This is a genomic window from Salinirubellus litoreus (assembly GCF_037335815.1).
Lineage (GTDB): Archaea > Halobacteriota > Halobacteria > Halobacteriales > Haloarculaceae > Salinirubellus > Salinirubellus litoreus.
Window position 1 is genome coordinate 991,679 of sequence record NZ_CP147841.1, and the last position, 20,528, is coordinate 1,012,206.

General features: G+C 69.7%; 21 protein-coding genes. 10 read left to right on the forward strand and 11 right to left on the reverse strand.

Annotated elements, in window-relative coordinates; genetic code table 11:
* Positions 1–270 precede the first annotated feature (270 nt).
* From WDJ58_RS04855 to hemL, 6 genes are all read left to right on the forward strand, one after another.
* Positions 271–1,626 (forward strand): ammonium transporter, encoded by a 1,356-nt coding sequence (locus WDJ58_RS04855; protein ID WP_338916504.1) that lies wholly within the window; start codon positions 271–273, stop codon positions 1,624–1,626.
* Positions 1,619–1,990, forward strand: a complete 372-nt coding sequence (locus tag WDJ58_RS04860; RefSeq protein WP_338916505.1) for a P-II family nitrogen regulator — start codon at positions 1,619–1,621, stop codon at positions 1,988–1,990. Before WDJ58_RS04855 ends, WDJ58_RS04860 begins: the two co-directional genes overlap by 8 nt.
* A 3-nt stretch (positions 1,991–1,993) precedes the next feature.
* The gene (locus WDJ58_RS04865) at positions 1,994–2,377 is read left to right on the forward strand and encodes an Lrp/AsnC family transcriptional regulator (protein ID WP_338916506.1); all 384 of its coding nucleotides are present in this window, start codon (positions 1,994–1,996) and stop codon (positions 2,375–2,377) included.
* Positions 2,378–2,890: 513 nt separating this feature from the next.
* Positions 2,891–4,264, forward strand: a complete 1,374-nt coding sequence (locus WDJ58_RS04870) for an ammonium transporter (protein ID WP_338916507.1) — start codon at positions 2,891–2,893, stop codon at positions 4,262–4,264.
* A gap of 1 nt (position 4,265) precedes the next feature.
* Positions 4,266–4,631 (forward strand): P-II family nitrogen regulator, encoded by a 366-nt coding sequence (locus WDJ58_RS04875; RefSeq protein ID WP_338916508.1) that lies wholly within the window; start codon positions 4,266–4,268, stop codon positions 4,629–4,631.
* Between the two features lie 664 nt (positions 4,632–5,295).
* On the forward strand, positions 5,296–6,636 hold the full coding sequence (gene hemL, locus WDJ58_RS04880) for a glutamate-1-semialdehyde 2,1-aminomutase (protein ID WP_338916509.1): 1,341 nt from the start codon (positions 5,296–5,298) through the stop codon (positions 6,634–6,636).
* Between the two features lie 49 nt (positions 6,637–6,685).
* Here the strand turns inward: hemL and WDJ58_RS04885 are convergent, their stop codons facing one another.
* From WDJ58_RS04885 to WDJ58_RS04895, 3 genes are all read right to left on the reverse strand, one after another.
* Positions 6,686–6,946: a glutathione S-transferase N-terminal domain-containing protein gene (locus WDJ58_RS04885; RefSeq protein ID WP_338916510.1), complete on the reverse strand. Its 261-nt coding sequence runs from the start codon at positions 6,944–6,946 to the stop codon at positions 6,686–6,688.
* A gap of 118 nt (positions 6,947–7,064) precedes the next feature.
* Positions 7,065–7,964: an alpha/beta fold hydrolase gene (locus WDJ58_RS04890; protein WP_380661563.1), complete on the reverse strand. Its 900-nt coding sequence runs from the start codon at positions 7,962–7,964 to the stop codon at positions 7,065–7,067.
* A 40-nt stretch (positions 7,965–8,004) separates the two neighbouring features.
* Entirely contained in the window at positions 8,005–9,435 is a 1,431-nt protein-coding gene (locus tag WDJ58_RS04895; RefSeq protein ID WP_338916512.1) for an arylsulfotransferase family protein, read from the reverse strand.
* Positions 9,436–9,786: 351 nt separating this feature from the next.
* Between WDJ58_RS04895 and WDJ58_RS04900 the strand changes: the two genes are divergently transcribed.
* Positions 9,787–10,797, forward strand: coding sequence for an AAA family ATPase (locus tag WDJ58_RS04900; RefSeq protein WP_338917814.1), 1,011 nt, complete (start codon positions 9,787–9,789; stop codon positions 10,795–10,797).
* Between the two features lie 277 nt (positions 10,798–11,074).
* On the opposite strand, the gene WDJ58_RS04905 is transcribed toward WDJ58_RS04900, so the two are convergent.
* From WDJ58_RS04905 to WDJ58_RS04920, 4 genes are all read right to left on the reverse strand, one after another.
* Positions 11,075–11,635 (reverse strand): metal-dependent hydrolase, encoded by a 561-nt coding sequence (locus WDJ58_RS04905; RefSeq protein ID WP_338916514.1) that lies wholly within the window; start codon positions 11,633–11,635, stop codon positions 11,075–11,077.
* Positions 11,636–11,980: 345 nt separating this feature from the next.
* Positions 11,981–12,658, reverse strand: a complete 678-nt coding sequence (locus WDJ58_RS04910) for an HAD family hydrolase (protein ID WP_338916515.1) — start codon at positions 12,656–12,658, stop codon at positions 11,981–11,983.
* Positions 12,659–12,805: 147 nt separating this feature from the next.
* Positions 12,806–12,940: a DUF7129 domain-containing putative zinc-binding protein gene (locus WDJ58_RS04915; protein WP_338916516.1), complete on the reverse strand. Its 135-nt coding sequence runs from the start codon at positions 12,938–12,940 to the stop codon at positions 12,806–12,808.
* A gap of 34 nt (positions 12,941–12,974) precedes the next feature.
* Positions 12,975–13,952, reverse strand: a complete 978-nt coding sequence (locus WDJ58_RS04920; RefSeq protein WP_338916517.1) for a methyltransferase domain-containing protein — start codon at positions 13,950–13,952, stop codon at positions 12,975–12,977.
* Between the two features lie 148 nt (positions 13,953–14,100).
* Between WDJ58_RS04920 and WDJ58_RS04925 the strand changes: the two genes are divergently transcribed.
* The 3 genes from WDJ58_RS04925 (at position 14,101) to WDJ58_RS04935 (ending at position 16,565) form a co-directional block, all read left to right on the forward strand.
* Entirely contained in the window at positions 14,101–14,664 is a 564-nt protein-coding gene (locus tag WDJ58_RS04925) for a TATA-box-binding protein (RefSeq protein WP_338916518.1), read from the forward strand.
* 64 nt (positions 14,665–14,728) lie between these two features.
* Positions 14,729–15,226, forward strand: a complete 498-nt coding sequence (locus WDJ58_RS04930; RefSeq protein WP_338916519.1) for a DUF7473 family protein — start codon at positions 14,729–14,731, stop codon at positions 15,224–15,226.
* 136 nt (positions 15,227–15,362) lie between these two features.
* Entirely contained in the window at positions 15,363–16,565 is a 1,203-nt protein-coding gene (locus WDJ58_RS04935) for an MFS transporter (RefSeq protein ID WP_338916520.1), read from the forward strand.
* A gap of 43 nt (positions 16,566–16,608) precedes the next feature.
* Here the strand turns inward: WDJ58_RS04935 and WDJ58_RS04940 are convergent, their stop codons facing one another.
* The 4 genes from WDJ58_RS04940 to hisG form a co-directional block, all read right to left on the reverse strand.
* Positions 16,609–17,925, reverse strand: coding sequence for a hypothetical protein (locus WDJ58_RS04940; protein WP_338916521.1), 1,317 nt, complete (start codon positions 17,923–17,925; stop codon positions 16,609–16,611).
* The gene (locus tag WDJ58_RS04945; RefSeq protein ID WP_338916522.1) at positions 17,922–18,533 is read right to left on the reverse strand and encodes a hypothetical protein; all 612 of its coding nucleotides are present in this window, start codon (positions 18,531–18,533) and stop codon (positions 17,922–17,924) included. The genes WDJ58_RS04940 and WDJ58_RS04945 overlap by 4 nt, the downstream gene beginning before the upstream one ends.
* A 309-nt stretch (positions 18,534–18,842) precedes the next feature.
* The gene (locus tag WDJ58_RS04950) at positions 18,843–19,406 is read right to left on the reverse strand and encodes a hypothetical protein (protein WP_338916523.1); all 564 of its coding nucleotides are present in this window, start codon (positions 19,404–19,406) and stop codon (positions 18,843–18,845) included.
* A 115-nt stretch (positions 19,407–19,521) separates the two neighbouring features.
* The gene (gene hisG, locus WDJ58_RS04955; protein WP_338916524.1) at positions 19,522–20,367 is read right to left on the reverse strand and encodes an ATP phosphoribosyltransferase; all 846 of its coding nucleotides are present in this window, start codon (positions 20,365–20,367) and stop codon (positions 19,522–19,524) included.
* Between the last annotated feature and the right edge of the window lie 161 nt (positions 20,368–20,528).

Genomic DNA, 20,528 nt, shown 5'->3' on the forward strand with positions numbered 1-20,528 from the left:
GCGGCCACGGAACGGGTGGCCGTTCGTCCGGAATGTTGCCCGAGATACTCAACAGACCTGGACGATAGAGGGCATTAAACAGTTATTATACTACCAAAGATGGCGTGTTTGTCCACTATATCGGTCGGTAAGTGAACGCTTCCTTCCCGTACGTTTATATACTGTCTGTAGTTGACCCTCGGGCGTGATTCGCGAAACGAACACGGTAAAAATCGGGGTAGAAGAGGGAGAAAACAAAACTGGAGGCCGGTCGGCGGGGATGATCGTAGGATGATAGGGCCGATCCCCTTGCAGGCCGACGTCACTGCCATCGCCAGCAGCGTCAACAACGTGTGGGTGCTGGTGGTCTGTTTCCTGATCTTCTTCATGCAGCCCGGGTTCGCGCTGCTGGAGGCCGGGCAGGTCCGCGCGAAGAACGCGGGCAACGTCGTGATGAAGAACATGTGGGACTGGTCGGCCGGGGTGCTGATCTTCTTCCTGGCCGGCGCGGCGGTGTCGACCATCGCCGCGCAGCTGACCGCGCCGGGGACCGCCCTCGACATCGGGGGTGCGTTCGGGTACATCAACGACCCGACGGCGTGGATCGGCTGGCTGTTCGGGGCGGTGTTCGCCATGACGGCGGCGACCATCGTCTCCGGGGCCGTGGCGGAGCGGATCAAGTTCTCCGCGTATATCATCTACGCGCTGGTCATCACGGTGTTCATCTACCCCGTGATCGCCGGGTTCGCGTGGGGCGGCGGGCTCCTGGGCTCGTCGGGCTACCTCGGGGGGATCCTCGGGGTCGGCTACAAGGACTTCGCGGGCGCGACCGTGGTCCACGCCCTCGGGGGTATCGCGGGGCTGACCGCGGCGTACATGGTCGGCCCGCGCAAGGGCCGGTTCGACGAGCACGGGAACGCCCGGCCGATCCCCGGCCACAGCGTCCTGTTCGCTGTGATCGGGACGCTGATCCTCGCCTTCGGCTGGTATGGGTTCAACGTCGGCACGCAGGCGACGGTCCTGACGACCGACGGGGAGTTCATGGGCGCGGCGCTCGGCCGTGTCGCCCTGAACACGACGCTGGCGATGGGTGCCGGCATGGTCGCCTCCACGGCCGTCACCGCGGTCTGGGAGGGCAAGCCGGACCCACTGTTCGGCGCGAACGGCCTGCTCGCGGGCCTCGTCGCCATCACCGGTGCGTGTGCGCACGTCACCTGGTGGGGTGCGCTGGTCATCGGGATCATCGGCGGGGTCCAGACCCCGCTGGTCTACCGGTGGGTCGTCGACTCGCTGAACATCGACGACGTCTGTGGCGTCTTCGCCGTCCACGGCTCGGCCGGATTCATCGGCACGATCCTGATCCCGTTCTTCGACGTCGCGGGCTTCTCGGTCGCCCAGCTGATCATGCAGGTCGCGGGGTCGGTGATCATCGGCACCTGGACGGTCCTGACGACGATCGTCGCGATGTACGTCATCGACGCGGTCGTCGGGCTCCGGGTGTCGGACGAGGAGGAGGAGCTCGGCCTCGACCAGGGCGAGCACGGCATGTCCGCCTACCCCGAGTTCACCGCCGACACCGGCGGCGAGGGGGCGCTGGCCGACGGCGGCCGGCAGGTCCGCACGGACGGGGGTGAGACCGATGAGTGACGCGGACGCGCCGAACGACGGCGGCGTGAAGCTCGTGATGGCGTACATCCGTCCGGACAGGCTCGGCGACGTGAAGCGGGCGCTCGCCGATATCGGCGCGCCATCGTTGACGGTGACGAGCGTCTCGGGTCGGGGCTCACAGCCCGCCCGCAAGGGCCAGTACCGCGGCGAAGAGTACACGGTCGACCTCCACCAGAAGACGAAGGTCGAGACCGTTGTCGCGGATATCCCCGCCGAGGACGTCGTCGAAGCCATCGCCGAAGGGGGCAAGACCGGCGAGCCCGGTGACGGGAAGATCTTCGTTTTGCCCGTCGAGTCCGCCTACCAGATACGGACCGGAGCCACCGGAACCGAGGCGGTCTGACCCGTGTCCGGGGCCCCGGACCGGTCGATCGCCCGCGGGGAGGGCTGGACGCCGGGGGAACGGGTCCTCGAACTCGAACGCGAGGGCCGGGTCGACGGATACGTCCCGGCGCTTGACTACGAGGCCCTGGGGATGGAGACGGTCGTGGTCCGGTTGCGCGTCCGCGACGACGTCGACGACGTGATCACCGACCACGCCGAGCACGTGACCGATGCCTACGAGACGACGGGGCCGTACAACGCGCTCCTGATCGCCCGGTTCGACGACCTCGGCGAGCTCAACGGGTTCCTCGCCGGGCTCTCGACCGACGACCGGGTGGCGGCCGCGACGGCGAACGTCGTGCTCCGGACGGCCTGCGAGTACGAGTTCACGCGGCTGCTCGGCTGACCGCCGGAGGGAGGGTGTGTGGGATGTGTCCACGTCGTCCGCCGCGCGTTTATTTTCCACCGGATGCTAACGAGAACCATACCGGTTGACGAACGTCCATTCGAATGGAGTATAGACGGTACCGGGCCTCACAGGGCCTCTGGCGGATGTTTTCGCGGATCGCGCCCCGTGATTGCCCTCGCCCGGCCCGTGCGGATCACCTCCAAAGGGCCACCGATGGGCGCGTAGCGGCCCGAGACGCCGATATCCCGTCGTGAACACGCGATCGGTGTGGACGTTCGTTCGAAACCGCGGCCGGCAGCCGCTCGGTTACTGGACGATAGATTACCTTATACAGCTATTATACTACCCAATTCGGGACGTTCGTCTACTGTAGGGGTCGATATCTGGACGCTCGAAACTGCAACCTTTATGTAGGGGAGTTCCATCACGTTCTCGCGTGATTCGGAGTACGAACATGGTGGAATACGAATCGAATGTGGACGTTCGTTCGGGGACGGACGGGGGTGTGGCGTGAGCCTCCTCCCGCTCCAGGCGGATCCGGCGTCGGTGGCGACCGCCGTCAACACCGTCTGGGTACTGACCGTGACGTTCCTGATCTTCTTCATGCACGCCGGCTTCGCCATGCTGGAGGCGGGGCAGGTGCGCTCGAAGAACGTCGCGAACCAGCTGACGAAGAACATGCTCACCTGGTCGGTGGGGGTCATCGTGTTCTTCCTGATCGGGGCGACGGTCGAGGCGATCACCGCTGGGGTGACCGGCGGCGGATCCTACTCGCTGTTCGCCATCTTCAGCCCGGAGTCGACGCTGAGCTGGGTCTCCTGGCTGTTCGGGGCGGTGTTCGCCATGACGGCGGCGACCATCGTCTCCGGGGCCGTCGCGGGACGGATGAAGCTCCGCGCGTACGTCACCTACACGGTGATCCTCGCGGGGGTCATCTACCCGGTCGTCACCGGTCTGACGTGGGCGGGCGGATTCCTCTCCGCGTTCGGGTTCACCGACTTCGCGGGCGGGATGATCGTCCACGGGATGGGCGGCATCGCCGGCCTGACCGCGGCGGCCATCGTCGGCCCCCGGCTCGACCGGTTCAACGACGACGGCTCGATCAACGTCATCCCCGGCCACTCGATCACGTTCGCGGTGCTGGGGACGCTCATACTGTGCTTCGGCTGGTACGGGTTCAACGTCGGAACGGCCGCGGCCCCGCTCTCGGCCGACGCCTCCGGGCTGGCCTCCTTCGAGTACGTCGGCCGCGTCGCGCTGACCACCACCCTGGGGATGGCCGCGGGCGCGATCGGTGCGGGGGCGCTCTCACTGTTCAAGACCGGCAAGGTCGACACGCTCTACGTCGCCAACGGGATGCTCGCGGGGCTCGTGGGCATCACCTCGAACACGGATCTGATCACGTGGTGGGCGGCGCTGGTCATCGGCGGCCTCGCCGGCGCACAGCTCCCGATCGTCTTCGGTCTGGTCGAGGAGTACCTCAAGATCGACGACGTCTGTGCGGTGTTCCCGGTCCACGGGAGCGCGGGCGTCCTCGGGGCCCTGCTGGTGGGCATCCCGATCTTCACCGTTCCGGGTGCGGGCGTGAGCTTCGTCTCGCAGGTCGTCGGCGTCGCGGTCATCGCCGGCTGGACCATCGCGGCCACGGCCGCGGTGTTCCTGGTCCTGAAGGCACTCGGCCAGATCCGGGTCTCCCGCGAGCACGAACTCGAGGGGCTCGACGTCTCCGAACACGGCGTGGACACCTACCCCGAGTTCGGCTCGCCGGACACGGCGGTCGACGGCGGACGGGTCATGAGGCCCGATGGTGGTCTTGTGAGCGAAGCGAACGAGGCTTCGTCGGACGTAACGTCCGACGGTGGACGGACGGAGGAGGAGAACTGAGATGAGCACCGAAGCCAACGACGGCGAGATCAAGATGGTGATGGCGTACGTCCGGCCCGACAGGCTGGGGGCCGTCAAGGGGGCGCTCGCGGAGATCGGCGCGCCCTCGCTGACGGTCACGAACGTCTCCGGTCGGGGCTCACAGCCCGCGAAGAAGGGGCAGTGGCGCGGCGAGGAGTACACGGTGGACCTCCACCAGAAGACGAAGATCGAGTGCGTGGTCGCGGACATCCCCGCCGAGGACGTCGTCGAGGCCATCGCCGAGGCGGCCCACACCGGCGAGCCGGGCGACGGGAAGGTATTCGTCCTCCCCGTCGATTCCGCCCACCAGATACGGACGTCGAAGGACGGCCCCGAGGCGGTGTAGCGCGCGGCCGGAGGGGTATCGATCGGTCGAGGTGCGGGACCTCGAAACGGAGCGGTACGGTACTGTTCTTCGAGGCGGAGCGTCCGACCAGCCCCGCGTCCGTCGGCGGTCGCCTCGATCCGGGGTCGGGGTTCAGTCCTACCGGACCCCGGGAGCGTGTTCCGACCGTCCGGCGGGCGGACCGGGGATCGGGTCCTCCCGTGGGCTACTGCTCACCGGGTTCGACACGTCGAGCGTCCCGACCGGACCGCGTACCGTCGGGTCACGGGTATAGGACGGATGCCGCGGGCCCCGGTGGGAGGCCCGCGGTCGAACGAAGGAACGGCCGTGCGTGTAGCACGGTGCCAGCCAATGGTTCGGATGGTACGCAGGCTCTGGCCTGTCGGGCGATACGACACCGCCGGGGGTGTTGTTCAGCTCGTCTCTTCTTCGCATCCTTCGTTACGACGCACGGTAATAAATAGCTGGCTCAGTTGGCAATAAATTCCGCTCTCTGAGAAAAGGCTGGACATAAAGGGTGGGAATAGCCATAGAAATGTTTGATTGTCATCGGTGGTGGGGTTGTTCGTCGGTCGGTGGACGATCGGTCGACCGCCGTCGGGCCGTCGGGCGGCCGCCGTCGAACCAGAAAGCTACTTTCCGTGGGCCGCCGAACCGGACGGACATGACCCACGAGCGCTCGCGGGATCTCTACGACCGCGCGCTATCGGTGCTACCGGGCGGGGTGAACTCGTCGGTTCGGGCCGCGCCCCGGCCCTACCCGTTCTTCGTCGAGCGGGGGGACGGCGCACACGTCGTCGACGCCGACGGGAACCGGTACGTCGACTACGTGATGGGGTACGGGCCGCTACTGCTCGGTCACGACATGCCCGAGTCGGTCCGCTCGGCCGTCCAGTCCCACGCGAGCGCGGGGCCGATGTACGGCGCGCCGACCGAGATCGAGGTGGACCTTGCGGAGTTCGTCGCCCGGCACGTCCCCGGGGTGGAGATGCTCCGGTTCGTCAACAGCGGGACCGAGGCGACCGTCTCGGCCGTCCGCCTCGCCCGGGGGTACACCGGCCGGGAGAAGATCGTCGTGATGCAGGGGGGCTACCACGGCGCTCAGGAGTCGACGCTCGTCGAGGGTGAGCCCGGGAACGTCCACCCATCGACGCGAGGGATCCCCGAGTCGTTCGCCGAGCACACGATCCCGGTGCCGTTCAACGACGAAGAAGCGGTCGCGGAGGTGTTCGAGGCACACGGCGAGGAGATCGCGGGCGTGCTCGTCGAGCCCATCCTCGGGAACACCGGCATCGTCCAGCCGATCGAGGGGTACCACGAGACCCTGCGCGACCTCTGTGACGAGTACGGCTCGCTGCTGGTGTTCGACGAGGTCATCACCGGCTTCCGCGTCGGGGGGCTCCAGTGCGCCCAGGGGAAACTCGGCGTTACGCCCGACGTCACCACGTTCGGGAAGATCGTCGGTGGCGGCTTCCCCGTGGGAGCTATCGGCGGCGAGACGGAGATAATCGAGTCGTTCACCCCGTCCGGCGACGTCTTCCAGGCCGGGACGTTCTCGGGACACCCGGTGACGATGGCGGCCGGGCTGGCGACGCTCGAGTTCTGCGCCGAGAACGACGTCTACGACCACGTGAACGCCCTCGGCGAGCGGATGCGCGAGGGGCTCGTCGATATCGTCGCCGATCAGTGCCCCGGCTACACCGTCGTCGGGACCGACTCGATGTTCAAGGTGATCTTCACGCGCGCGGACTCCCCGCCTCAGGACGCCGGCTGTACCGGCGGATGCTCGCAGGATCCCGACTGTGTCCGGTTCGGCGAGTGTCCGAAGGACGGCGGGGACGTCGGTAGTGCAGAAACCGACCGCTGGGAGCGACTGTTCTGGCCCGCGATGCGGGACCAGGGGGTGTTCCTCACCGCCAACCAGTTCGAGAGCCAGTTCGTCTCCTACGCCCACACCGAGGCCGACATCGACGAGACGCTCGAGGCGTACAAGGAGGCGCTCTGAGCGGCGGCGTAGCTCCCCGTCGGGACCCGCGAAAAACCGGAGGGCCTGCTCAGGCCGCCGCGCCGTCGCCGTAGGTCCGATCCAGGTAGGCGACGATGTCGTCGGACTCGGCCATCCCGTCGACGTCGTGATCCTCGTCGATCAGGACCGGGACGCCGGTCTGTCCGCTCACTTCCTCGACCTCCGTCCGCTCGTCGTGGCTCCGCGCCACCATCCGGGACTCGTACTCGAGGCCGAGTTCGTCCAGCTTCTCCTTCACCTTCGCACAGTACGGGCAGCCCTCTAGCTCGTAGAGGATGAGGTTCGACATCGAGTCGACGTAGGGTCGCGAGCATAAAGAGCCCGGCGGTGTCGTGCACGCCGTGCACAGGCCGGGTGAGGCGGACCGCCCTCCCGTCGTGATAGGGGATCCGGCCGCGTCCCCGGACTCACCCCCCGAGGTGGGCGATCAGGAGGTCCGAGATCCGCTCGGGGTACTCGTGGTGAACCCAGTGGGTCGCCCCGGGGAACCGTTCCAGGTGACCCTCCTCGCAGTAGTCGAGGCTCCGTCTCGCCAGCTCGGGGACCAGCGCCCGGTCGTCCTCGCCCCAGACGATAAGCGTCGGGGCGGTGACCCGCTCGCGCGGCGGTTCATCCGGGTAGCGCGCCGCCGCCCGGTACCAGTTCAGCATCGCCCCGGGAGCGCCCTCCCGCCTCCACGCGGCCCGGTAGCGCTCGACGTCCGTCGGATCGAACGTCCCCGGCCTGGCCGCCCGGAGCGCGCGGACCCATCGCGCGAAGTCGTCCCGTCGCGCCCGTCGCTCGGGGATCCGGGGGAGCTGGAAGTAGAGGACGTACCGGCTCCGCCAGAGCTGTTCCGGGTTCGACCGGAGCGTTCGGCGGAACGCCATCGAGTGGGGCACGTTGACGATCCCGAGGCGGTCGACGAGCCCGGGTCGGCGACGAGCCAGGTCCCAGGCGACGAGCGCGCCCCAGTCGTGGCCCACGACGTGTGCCGACTCCCTGCCCTCGGTTCGGACGAGTTCGGCCACGTCCCCGGCGAGTTCGCGCCGCCGGTAGGATCGGACGCCGGCCGGTTTCTCGCTGTGGGCGTAGCCGCGCTGGTCGGGGACGAGCACCCGATACCCCGCATCGACGAGCGGTCCGATCTGCTCGCGCCAGCCGTACCAGAACTCGGGGAACCCGTGCAGGAGCACGACGAGCGGGTCGTCGGGGTCGCCCGCCTCGACGACGTGCAGGTCGACGCCGTTCACCCTTCGGTACGCCGACTCGGCCGAGGGGACGTCGAGCACCGACGCGTCGGTCCGGGGTCCGGCAGTCGTGTCGATCGCTCCGCCGTCGCCCGTGCCGCCCGATCCCCCCACCGCCCTACACCCCGCGGGCCCGAACCCGCTCGACCAGTTCCATCAGCGCCCGCGAGAGCCGCTCGCGCTGGTAGACGAGCTCGCCGAGCCCCCAGAGCAGGAGGACGATCACGGCGAGGAACGCCCCCGCGAGCGCCCACGAGGACATCCAGACCGGCCGGAGGAACGGGGTCGCGTGTCGGTAGCGCTCGGCGAACCAGGTGAGCTGTGCCTCGAAGGCCGATCCCTCGGCGGCACCGACCAGCCAGTCGGAGAACGTCTCCTGGCCGGCCGGCCCGCGGCCCGCACCGCCGGAGACGGTGTACTCGCCGCTCGCCCCGATGTCGGTCATCGTCGGGCCGTTCGACCCCTTCGTGCCCCGCTCGGCGTCGTATGGCCCCCACGAGGCGTAGAACTCCCACACGACCGTGCCGTTGGGGGCGATCTCGACGACCCGGTGGTTGAGCGAGTCGGTGACGAGCGTGTTCCCGTTGGGGAGCCGGTCGGCGTCGCGCGGCCAGTTGAACCCGTCGACGCTCCAGGTCCGGACCCACGTCCCCGAGGGGCCGCTCGAGATTCGGCTCGCGTTCAGTTCGCTCGCGTCCACCTCGCTGTCGTTCCGGAGTTCGTACTCGACGACCCGGTCGTTCTCCGAGTCGGCGACGAGCATCGTCGGGTTCCCGCCCTCGCTCTCGAGCCAGTCGGGGTTGTGTTGCTCGTAGAGCGTGGTGTGGTTGTCGTCGCCGCCGAGGCGGTACTCGATGCGCTTCGTCTCGCGGTCGACGACGATGGCCTGATCGAAGTTCCGGGGCGAGAGGAGGTACTTCCCCTCCCCGATGCGGTCGACGTCGTTGAGGTGCGACCAGTCCTCGCGGAAGCCACCATCCGTCTCGTTGGGGTAGTGCTCCCGGAGGACGTACTCCCAGACGATCGAGTCGTTCTCGCGGTCGTAGACGAAGACGCGGTCGTTCGAGACGCCGTCCTCGAACTGTCGCATGTTGGCGACGAGCAGCCGGCCGCTCGGGAGCATGTCGACGTCGTGGGTGTCGGTGATCGGGAGCTCCTCGCTCCAGACCTGCTCCTCGGTCTCCGGATTCAGCTCGAACACGACGGTCGAGGTGGGCGTCGTCGACGTGACCAGGAGGTTCCCGTTCTCGAGGGGATCGACGTCGTAGAACCACGAGACGCCCTCGGCCTCCCCGGAGGTGATCACCGAGCCCCGCGCCTCCGGCGAGGCGCTGACGAGGCGGGCGGGCTTCTTGGGATTACCGACGCCCTTGAAGTGGAACCCCTGGACGGCGACGTAGGTCGTCCCGTTGGCGGGGTCGCTCACCGTCCCGGGGCCGAGCCCTGTCCGCTCGTGCGAGATCGCCGAGACGCCCGTGGGGACCAGCAGCAGGACGACGACGAACGCGACGGCCGCGCGGGCGAGCCACGGGCGCGACGGACGGTCCATGTTCCGGAGGGCGAGCGCGCAGTAGGAACGTCTTGTGGTTTGGGCCATCCGGGCGGCAGGTGAGAATCCGACGAGGAGCGGAGGTGGGCGGCACAACCGCTCGGGATGGCCGCCCCCACAGCCGGTGTCGGGTGGGCTTGTAAGGGGCGGTTCGCTACGGGAAGCACGGCGAAGTAAGCACCATAGCGAGTGAGCGGAGCGAACGAGCGAGGCGCGCAACGAGCCGCGCGACCGTAGCGAACCGGGGCTTTCGAGCTGTTTCCGTCTACTGCTGCTGGCTCGTCGAAAACAACTCCGACATCTATCCGCGAACGGGTGGATTCATACGCCGTCACCGACTACCGGGTCCCGATGGACGCGCCGCTGTGGACGGAGGCCCACGCCCCCTCGCTCGACGAACTCCCACAGCCGACCGCACGCGACTACCTCTCGAAGGCGAGCGCCGAGCCGCTCAACCTGATCCTCCACGGCCCGCCCGGCGTGGGGAAGACGGCGGCCGTTCGCGCGCTCGCCCGCGAGGCCCACGAGGACCCCGAGAACGACCTGATCGAGATCAACGTCGCGGACTTCTTCGGCCGGACGAAGAAGGAGATACGCAACGATCCCCGGTTCGAGCCGTTCCTCGCCGGACGCTCGCGGATGTCAAAGCGGGACATGATCAACTACGTCCTGAAGGAGTCCGCCTCGTACGCACCCGTCTCGGGGACGTACAAGACGGTCGTGCTCGACAACGCCGAGGCGATCCGCGAGGACTTCCAGCAGGCCCTCCGTCGGGTGATGGAGCAGTACGCGCGGAACACGCAGTTCGTCATCACGACGCGCCAGCCCTCGAAGCTCATCCCGCCGATCGAGTCGCGGTGTTTCCCGGTTCGGATGCGCGCACCCAGCGAGGCCGAAACCGTCGAGGTGCTCTCGCGGGTGGTCGACCGCGAGGGCGTCGAGCACGACGACGGCGGCCTGCGCTACGTCGCCGCATACGCCGAGGGGAACATCCGGACGGCGCTCCTGGCCGCACAGACCACCGCCGAGGGGGAGGGGAGCGTGACGATGGACGCCGCCTACGAGGCGCTGGGCGAAGTCGGCCACGGCGAGGCCATCTCGGACATGCTCGGCCGCGCCGAGCGCGGGGAGTTCACCGACGCCCGGAAGGACCTCGACGACCTGCTCGTCGACGAGGGGCTCTCGGGCTCCGAGGTGCTCGAGGAAGTCCTCGACGCCGGCCGAGAGCGCTACGAGGGCAACGAGGAGCGCCTGGCGCGACTCCACCGGCTCGCGGGCGAGGTCGACCTCGAGATGAGCGAGGGGAACTCCGACCGCATCCACGTCGCCCACCTGCTGGCCGAGCTCGGCCGTGAGGCCTGACAGTGGTTATCGGAGCCGGCCGGGGACTCAGTGATCCTCGACCAGCCGTCAGAGTGTGATTCCAGCGAAGCGACCCCGTGGGCTCCCCCGATAATCGCCGCGAGTCGCTTCGCGGTCCCCGAGATCCGGCCCCCGGTGGCCGTCTCGTCCACTCCTTCGCCGACGCCTCCGACGCGGTAGTCCGTGCCAGCCACGCCTGACCGTCCTCCCCTGCCGGTTCGGGACGATCGACCACGGGGTCGGCCTGCCGAACGAGTGGGCCGGACCGCTCGTCCCGTTACTCCGTCGCGACGGCCCCGGTGGTCGACCCGTTCGAGTGGCTCACGTAGTAGTAGATCCCCACGTTGAGGAGGATCCCGGCGACGAACAGCCCCCAGTTGAACCAGGGGTTGTTGTACCAGACGATGTCGATACCGAGTGACTGCTGGTAGATCGGCCAGAACGGCTCGACCGCCTCGGCGATGTCCGGTGCCGAGAGCATGTCCGCGAAGACGTGGGCGAGGCCCGGGATCCAGACCGCGAGGAACCCGAACCCGTAGATGTTCCCCTCGGCCTGCGGGGAGAGCCAGTCGCTCCCGCTCAGGGCCTCCTCGAGTATCCACCCGACGATCGGTCCGATGACCGCGGCGAGGATCGTCACCACGAGCACGGTGTGGAAGATCCCGTGGTGTTTGATGGTCGGAAAGACCCCCCGGAGGAACAGGTCTACGTCCGGGAGCATTCCGAACAGGAATCCCGACAGGACGAACGTCGCCGCGGTTTTCGGCCGGTCGAGGATGAACCACGCCGGCACGAGCCAGAGCAGCGCCATACCCAGGTGACCGACTACGTCGACCATACCCGAATGTTCGTGATACTCGTTTTTCAGGCTGGTGTCAGGATTTGCAAGCTCGGTTCGGCGGTAGACCCGTCGAGCGGTCGAGGACGTCCTCCGGCCGAATACGAGCGGGTGTCCGGTATCGGCCCACTGACTGTGCCTCGAGGGGGAACGAGGGCGGACACGGGCGATCATTCAGTGGCGGACGGGGACCCCTCTCGCTCGTCCAGTCTCGCTGGATTCCCCCGGTGGCTGCATTTGCAGGGTTCCATCGAGTGGTAGCCAGGGCCGCACCTCCGGGCGTCCGTGGACGGTGATCCGGGCGGGCCGACCCGGGCTTCGGACGGCCGACCCCCGTCGATCGTCTCACTCGGGGAGCAGGGCCGCCACCTCGCGCACGTCCGAACACGAGCGATCCGCCTCCGGATGCTCACCCACGAGCACTCCGGGGACGCCCACCCGACGGGCCGGTTCGACGTCCCGCTCGTAGTCCGTACCGACCGCCCAGAGCCGGGCGCTCTCGGATCCCGATTCCGCCCACTCGACGACGGTCTCGAACGCGCGGAGGTGTGGCTTCTCGAACCCCGTCTCGGCGGAGACGAACGTCGCCTCGAACTCGAAGCCGAGCACGGAGAGCACCGCCGGTAGCTCCGGGGGTCCGTTGGCGACCAGTACCGGGTCCCAGCCGCGTTCGCCGAGCCGATCGAACGTCTCGCGTGCGCCGTCGGCGACGGTCCACCGTTCGGGATCGGTGTAGCGCGGACGGACGTCGCCCGCGACGGCGTCCGCACGGCGTCGGTCGACCCCCACCGCCGACAGCGCGTCGGCGAACGTTCCCCGGTGTTCGGTCCACCACCGCTCGCCCGGCCAGTCCGCGTGCGGCTCCGAGGGGCGGTCCCACGGCAGATCCACCCGGGAACGGAGGCCGGCGGCCGGCGCGGTAGTGCCGACCGCCGCGCCGGCGAGGGCGTCCGCGAGCGCCCCCGTCACCCCGCCCTCGCGGCAGGCGAGCACCCCGGGTGCCCACAGGAGGTATCGTCTCACGAACGACGGGTAGGGTACCGGAGTCAAAAGACCGCCGACTCCCGACCCGGCGGCTACGGCTGTCGTCGCGCTCGGTAGCCTCCACTCACGGACGGGGACGTTCCACCGTTCGGCCTGTTCACCGGCTCCGGCCGCTACGGCGGGGCCTCACTGGTGGCGGGGCTTGGAGAGGTTCAGCATCGTCGTCCTGCAGTCGGGACAGCAGCAGCTCCCGTTCGCCTCGACCCGCTCGCCGCAGCGCGGACACTCGTAGAGGTTCGTCCTCGAATCTTCGGCGGACATCGGTCTTCATCGTGTCGTATGCTACCAGACGGTATCAGTCTGTGGGTGTCCCGACCAGCAGGTGGACGTGGCGGACGAGCGAACCGTGGACCCGACGTTCGATCCGCGCCTCGACCGTCCACCCGACCGCTTCCGCCTCCTCCCGCCAGGGACGGTCGGCGACGAGCACGGCGCGGGGGGCGATCCGGCGGGCCTCGCGCAGGCCCCCCGCGACGAGCGCCGCGAGGTCGCCGACCACCTTCGACTGCTTGCCGTACGGCGCGTCGAAGACGACGGCGTCCGCCGCACGGCCGCACAGAGGAAGGCGGGTCGCGTCACCACGGACGACGGCGAACCCACCGTCGAGGTAGGTCGCGAGGTTCTCCGTGGCCCCGCGGACCATCTTCCACTGGGCGTCGACGCCGAGGACACGCGAGCCGACCAGTCCCGCCTCCAGCAGGAGACCACCGGTCCCGCACATCGGGTCGACGACGGTCGCGCCCTCGCGCGCACCAGCGATGTTGACGAGCGCCCGGGCGAGCATCGGGTCCATGCTCCCCGGCTGGAAGAACGGTCGGTCCGTCGGCCGGCGCGTCTCGAACCCCCTGTCGGTTTCGACCTCGACCCAGCCGAGCGCGCACACACCCTCGGAGAACAGGGCTCGGAGTTCGTGATCCGGGTCCTCGAGGTTCACGTCGTATCCGTGGTCAGTGAGAACGCCTCCCAGGGCGCGCTCGGCCTCGCTCGTCGAGACGCCGGTCAGCCCTCGAACGTCGCGTGCACGCACGCGGACGGTCCCCTCGCGGTCGAAGCTCGTCGCCCGGAGCGCCGCGACCGCCGCCTCGACGCTGGGGTCGGTTCGTGCGAGGAGCACGCTGGCCGTCCGGGTGAACGCGAGGTCCGCGGCCCGGTCCGTGAGCCCGCGTACCGTCGCCAGTCCCGGCGCGAGGGGCTCGACGCCCGGGCAGGCGGCGCGGGCCTCGAGCGTCGCGAGCGGATCGTCGTCCTGGCCCGCCAGTTCGAGGACGTACACACCCGGAGCCCCGGCACGCGAGCGGTTCAGGGTATCGATCGCCGGACCCCACGGAGCCGTGACGGTGGCGTCGACTGTCCGTGAAACCGACCTGTCAGTACCCATCCTGTACCTTTATAAAGGTTAAATACGTGGTTTAAGTCGCGAGATGACGGACCCCAAAGAGACTATCAACATCGAGAACGTCGTCGCCTCGACCGGCATCGGTCAGGAGCTCGACCTCCAGAGCGTGGCCATGGACCTCGAGGGTGCCGACTACGACCCCGAGCAGTTCCCCGGACTCGTCTACCGGACCCAGGAGCCCAAGTCTGCGGCCCTCATCTTCCGCTCCGGCAAGATCGTCTGCACCGGGGCCAAGAGCACCGACGACGTCCACGAGTCCCTGCGCATCGTCTTCGACAAGCTCCGGGACCTCAACATCGAGGTCGAGGAGGACCCCGAGATCGTCGTCCAGAACATCGTCACGAGCGCGGACCTCGGGCGGAACCTCAACCTGAACGCCATCGCCATCGGCCTCGGGCTGGAGAACATCGAGTACGAGCCCGAGCAGTTCCCGGGCCTGGTCTACCGGCTCGACGATCCCGACGTCGTCGCGCTGCTGTTCGGCTCGGGCAAGCTCGTCATCACCGGCGGGAAACAGCCCGTCGACGCCGAGCACGCCGTCGACAAGATCGTCAGCCGGCTCGAGGAGCTGGGTCTCCTCGACGGCTGATCCGACGGCGACCGCGCCGGAACCGCCACGTACAAGCCCGGCCCGGCGGTAGTCCCGCGGGACGATGGTCACGCCGTCGGCATCCCCGCTCGCGCCGCCGTGCTCGCTCCCTCTCCCTTCCGCCCGTGCCCTCCCCGCTCAGTTCTCGCCTCCGCCCTGGGTCGCGCCCTCGCTCCCCCTGCAGGTCGACCTCACCGGCGGCGGGCTCCTCGCGCTGGCCGTCACCTTCCTGCTGACCTGCCTGTTCTACGCGGTCACGCTCCACCTCGCGGCCACGTTCTTCATCGGCGACGTCCCCTCACAGCGGGCCGCGACCGCCGCGCCCGTCCCGGCTCTGGTCTCTATCCTCCTCCAGCAGTACGGGCAGAGCGACGCCGCGGTCGGGGTCGACCCGTCGCTGCTCGTCGGGCTGGTCGTCCTCGCCACGCTCCTCGCCGACCTCCTGGCGGTGAGTTTCGTCTACCGGCTGAAGCTCAAATCGGCCATCCCCCTCGTTCTCCTGCACTTCGGCTTCGCCGCCCTGCTCGGCGTGGCGCTCGGGAACCTGCTGGGCGTGCTCTGAGCCTCCGGACACTGCTGGACCCCGAGCCGGGTCGTCGTGACGCGCCCCGCACCCGCTCCGCCGCCGGACCGGATCGGTACTGGCGGGCCGGGCGACCGGCACAAGAGTATTGAGACCTCGATAGGGATACCGAGCGATGGGTACCGACGGGTTCCGAGTGGGGCTCCCGAACTGGGGCCCTCGACACACGCTCCTCTCGGCCTGCGTGGGCTCGTACTTCGGCGTCAGGTTCGCGCAGGTCGTCGTCGGCCCGGTCGTCCCCGCCATCGTCGGGACGTTCGGCGTCTCCCGTGGCACGCTCGGGACAGCGCTCACCGGCATGTGGGTCGTCTACGCCCTCTCACAGCTCCCGAGCGGCGTCCTCGCGGACCGGTTCGGCGAACGCGGGGTCGTCCTCGTCGCGCTGGGGACCACCGCGCTCGCGACCCTCGGTCTCGCGGCCTCGCCCGCGTTCCTCCCGTTCGGCGTCGGACTGGTCCTGCTGGGCGTCGGTGCCGGTATCTACTACAATCCGGCGACGGCACTGCTCGCTCGCGAGTTCGACGCGGTCGGCCGGGCCGTCGGCACTCACCGGATCGGCGGACAGGTCGCCGGCGTCGCCGCGCCGCTCGTGGCCGCCGCCGTGGGCCTCCGGTACGACTGGCGCACGACGGTCCTCGTCGGGGTACCCCTCGCCGTCCTCGCGGCGCTCCTGCTGGCCCGATTCGTCCCCCCGACCCCGCCGGTTCGACCCGGGGCGTCGATGCGCGACCTGTTCGATCCGGGCGACCTCGTGTCACTCCTGGCCCGTCCGCACGCCCGGTACACGACGTTCGTGGCGACGCTCGTCGAGTTCGTCGGGCTCGCCACGATGGCGTTCCTGCCCGCGCTGCTGCTCGGGCACCAGGGTGTCCCGTCCCGTCCGGCGAACCTCCTGTTCGCCGTCTTCTTCGCCACGACGGCCCTCTCCCAGCCCCTCGCCGGCTGGCTCTCGGACAGGCTCGGCCGCGACGAGACGCTCACTCTCCAGGCGGCTGCCGGCGTCCTCGGATACGGCGCGCTGGCCGCCGGGTCGTGGCTCCTGGTCGTTCCCGGGGTCCTGCTCGCCGGGATCGCCATGAGCGCGACCCCCGTCGTCCAGTCCCGGATGATCGACGGGCTCTCCGACGCGGACCAGGGCGCGGGGTTCGGCGTCTTCCGGACGGTCTACCTCCTCCTCGGCGCGTCGGGGACGGCCGTCGTCGGGACGGCCGCCGACGTCGCCGGGTGGACGGCGGCGTTCGGTCTGCTCGCGGTCGTTCTGGCCGTCGTCCTCCTCTCGCTCGGCGTCGTGCGGAGCGTCGGTCCGCGTGCGGCGTGAGTCCGTCGACTGCTCCCCTCTCGGCCAGTCACGTCTCGGCCGCTCACGCCTCGCTTTCGAGCGCGGCGACGACCGACGCTACTGTGTCGGGGACCGCCTCGGCGTAGAGCCTCGCACGCACGAGCGACGCGAACGCGCTGTCGACCTCGTAGGCCTCTCCCCCGGTGTCTTCGAGCCGGTAGTGCGCCTCGGCGACCGCCTCCCGCGCCGGCTCGGCCAGCTCGACGCTCACACCGACGGGCTTCGTCGTCCACGCCTCCCGGAGGGCCGCGATGGCCTCCCGGTGGGCGGTCGAGACCCGTTCGGCGTCCTCGGGCGGGCCGTACTCGCCGGCCTCGATCGCGTCGATCACCGCCCGGAACGCCCGGAGGCTCGCCATCTCCGTCGCGGCTCCGAGCGTCGCCGTGGCGTGGTCGCCCGTCCGGCGCTCGCGGCCGGCGTCGTCGGAGGCGAACTCGACGTTCCGCCGCGCCTCCTCGTAGAGCTCGGCTGCGGGCGTCCCCTCGACGTCCCGGTCGAACGCCTCCGCCGCCCGGGTGTCGAGGAACTCCCCCACGCGCCGGCGGTAGGTAGCCGTCCGGCGATCGAGCCGGTGGGCCGCGGCCGTCATCGCCGACCGGTACGACCGCGGGTCGTCCGTCCCGTCAAGGTAGCGCGCCCGGAGGCGGATCGCGTCGCCGAGCGCCGCCCACCCCTCCTCGACGCTCCCGACGATCTCGCCGACCCGGAACACGTCGGCCGCTGGGTCGGCGGGGAACGGCGGCCACGCCTCCGCGCTCCGGCGGGCGTATCCTCGTAGCCCTTCGAGTTCGGCGTGGACGACCAGCGCCTCCGCGGGATCCCCGCCGCGGTAGTCGGACTCCGCCGCCAGCTCGTGCAGGTCCCGCCGGAGCTCCTCGCGGCTGCGCGCGACCGACTCGCGTTCGATCTCGTCGACGGCGGCGCGGTAGGCACCGTTGACCTCCGCGGCCTCGCTCCGCGTTCGCCGGGCAGCGCCGAGACGCGATGGACCGGTCGCCGCGTCCGGCCGGTCGTCGATCCCCTCGATCGCCCGCTCTCGACGGTCCCGGAGCCGCTCCGCGACGACGCCGTTCGGGACCGCCGGCCGCTCGGGGACGGCCGCGACGAACTCGCGGGCGCGGTCGTAGTGGCGTTCGACCAGCTCCTCCGTGACATCTACCGGGAAGGAGTCCGGTCGTGTCGGGGGGTCCTCCTCGGCGATCGCGGCGAGCGGGGCGACGTCGTACTCGCGCTCCGCTTCGTCGTCGCCGATCTCGACGTCCAGTTCCGCACAGCCGGCCAGCGCGGCCAGCCCCGCCCCGCAGGCCCCGAGCACCGATCGCCTGGAGCGCCGGGTCACGTCCCGTCACCTCCCTCGCGGGCGACTGCCGTCCCCCGGTCGCAGTCACCGCTCCAGCCGGCACCGTAGCCGCTGAACGAGTCGCCCGAGAACGGCAGTCGGATAGCGACGCCGACCGTGTCGCGGTCCTCGGCCGAGCACTCGACGTTCGCCGAGCGGAGCGCCTGACAGAAGTCGGCGTCGACGCCGTCGGTCTCCCGGTACACGCCGACGAGGCGTGCCTCGTAACACTCGCCGATGGGCCGCTGGAGCAGGTACACCGACCGGGATTCGAGGTCGGCCTCGTCGACGAACGCCCGCAGCTCCGCGGCCGGCTCCGTCGAGCGGAACGTCAGTTCCTCGCGGTCGGCCTCGTCGGTCAGGTACTCGATGCCCCGTCCGCCCTCGTCGACCCCGTCCTCGTCGACCCCGTCCTCGCCGACCGCGAACAGCGGCTCGCCGTCCGTATCGCGGACGAACGTCACCTCGAACTCGGAGGGAGAGACCGGGTCGCCGCGGGCGCGCGGGATCTCGTTCGAACTGCTTTCCTCGCCGGAACAGCCGGCGAGGGCGAGCGCTGCTGCTGCGGTGGCTGCCTGGAGGGCACGCCGACGGGACCAGTCGGGCATCGGTCCCGAATCGGGTATCGAGAGTTGAATGTCTTCCGAAACGATCGGTCACCGAACCCGACCGGTTCCCGCGACCGTCCCCGTGCGGCCTCCCCGTCCTCGACTACGCGACCGGCCGCTCGATCTCGGTACCGAAATCGTCTGCTGCGTCGGCCTCCTTCAGCCGGGTGGTGGTCTCGAAGACCCCAGACGACGTGTGCCGCGAGTGCTGTCAGCCCTGCGGCACAGCCCATCGCGGTGGGCGGATCACTGCCCCTCGTCTCCCTCGCTGGCCACGGTACGCAGGCCACCGCAGTCGCCCCGCCAGTTTCAGTCGTGGCCGCCCGATCCGTCCCCGGGGAACGGCAGTCGAACGCCGATGCCCACGGTGTCGACGCCGCCAGCCGAGCACGCGATATCGGCCGACTGGAGCGACTGGCAGAGGTCGACGGCCACGCCCCCGTCCCCGCGGTAGACGCCGACGAGCCGTGCCTCGTAGCACGCGTTGACTGGTCGCTCGACGAGGTCGACCGACCGGGATTCGAGGTCGGTCCCGTCGACGAACGCCCGTAGCTCCGCGGCCGACTCCGTCGAGCGGAACGTCACGCGGTCCCGGCTCTCTCCGCCCCACAGGTATTCACTGGGCGTCCGACGCGCTCCGATGCCCCCGTCCTCCCGGGCCGGTCCGTCGTCGGACCCGTTCCCGACGTCGAACAGCGGGTCACCGTCGGTGTCGCGGACGAACAGCACCTCCAGATCTCCGGGTGGGACCTGCTCGCCGCGGTCGCGCGGTGTCGACCTCGGACTGCTCCCCTCGCCGGAGCAGCCGGCGAGAACGAGCGCCCCCGTGGTGGCGACCGCCTGGAGGGCGCGCCGACGGGACCACTCGCGCATGGGGTCCGGGTCGTGTCCGGGGGGTGAATGCCTTCCGAACCGGCACCGACCCGACCCGCCCGTCGATCGCCCGTCACCGATCCGTCCGGGTCGCCGCTCGCCCGCCACCGGCCGGCTACTCCACGAGCCGTTCGATCTCGGTGACGAGGATGTCCGTCGCGCCGGCCTCCTTCAGCCGGGTGATGGTCTCGAACACCTCGCGCTCGTCGACGACGACGTGGACCGCGAGCGCGTCCGACCCGGCGACGTCCATCACCGTCGGCCCGCCCATCCCCGGGATGACGTCCTCGACCGCCTCCAACCGCCCTTCGGGGACGTTCATCATCAGGTAGCGCTTCCCGTCGGCGGCGACGACGCTCCCGAGCGCCGTCTCGACCTGCCGCACCTTCGGGTCGTCGGCGCGGTCGGGGTGGGCGAAGAGGTGGACCGACGACTCGAGCACCTCCTCGACGACCTCGAGGCGGTTCATCCGGAGGGTCGTCCCCGTGGAGGTGATGTCGACGATGGCGTCGGCGATGTCGACGTGTGGGGTGAGTTCGGTCGCGCCCGACACCTCCGCGACGTCGGCCTCGACGCCGCGGTCGGCGAGGAACTGCCGGGTGACGTTCGGGAACTCCGTCGCGACCGTCCCGCCGGCGAGATCATCGACGGTCTTCACTGAACCCTCCTCGGGGGCGGCGAGGACGAGCCGGCACCGGCCGAACTCCAGGTCGATCAGGTCCGCGAGGTCGACCTCCGATTCGCGGACCTGATCGAGACCGGTGATCCCGCAGGCGGCCGCGCCGTCGGCGACGTACTCGGGGATGTCCGCCGCGCGGGCGAACAGCACCGTCACCTCGGGGTCGACGGTGTCGGCGTAGAGCTTCCGGTCCGCGCCGTCGCGGACGTGGAGCCCCGCCCGCTCCAGCAGGCGCATCGTCGGGTCGTGCAGGCGGCCCTTGTTGGGGACGGCGATTCGCATACTCGCGCCTCGGCGTCGGCCGGCCTGTGCCTTTCGGTGAGCGCATACGTCGTCCTCCGATTCGTTCTCACCGAGGTCTGCACGGAAGCGCCGCTCTCGGGCGCTCCTCGGCGAAGTCTCGCCCCGACCGCGACTCGCAGGATTCACACTTCGCCCCCGAG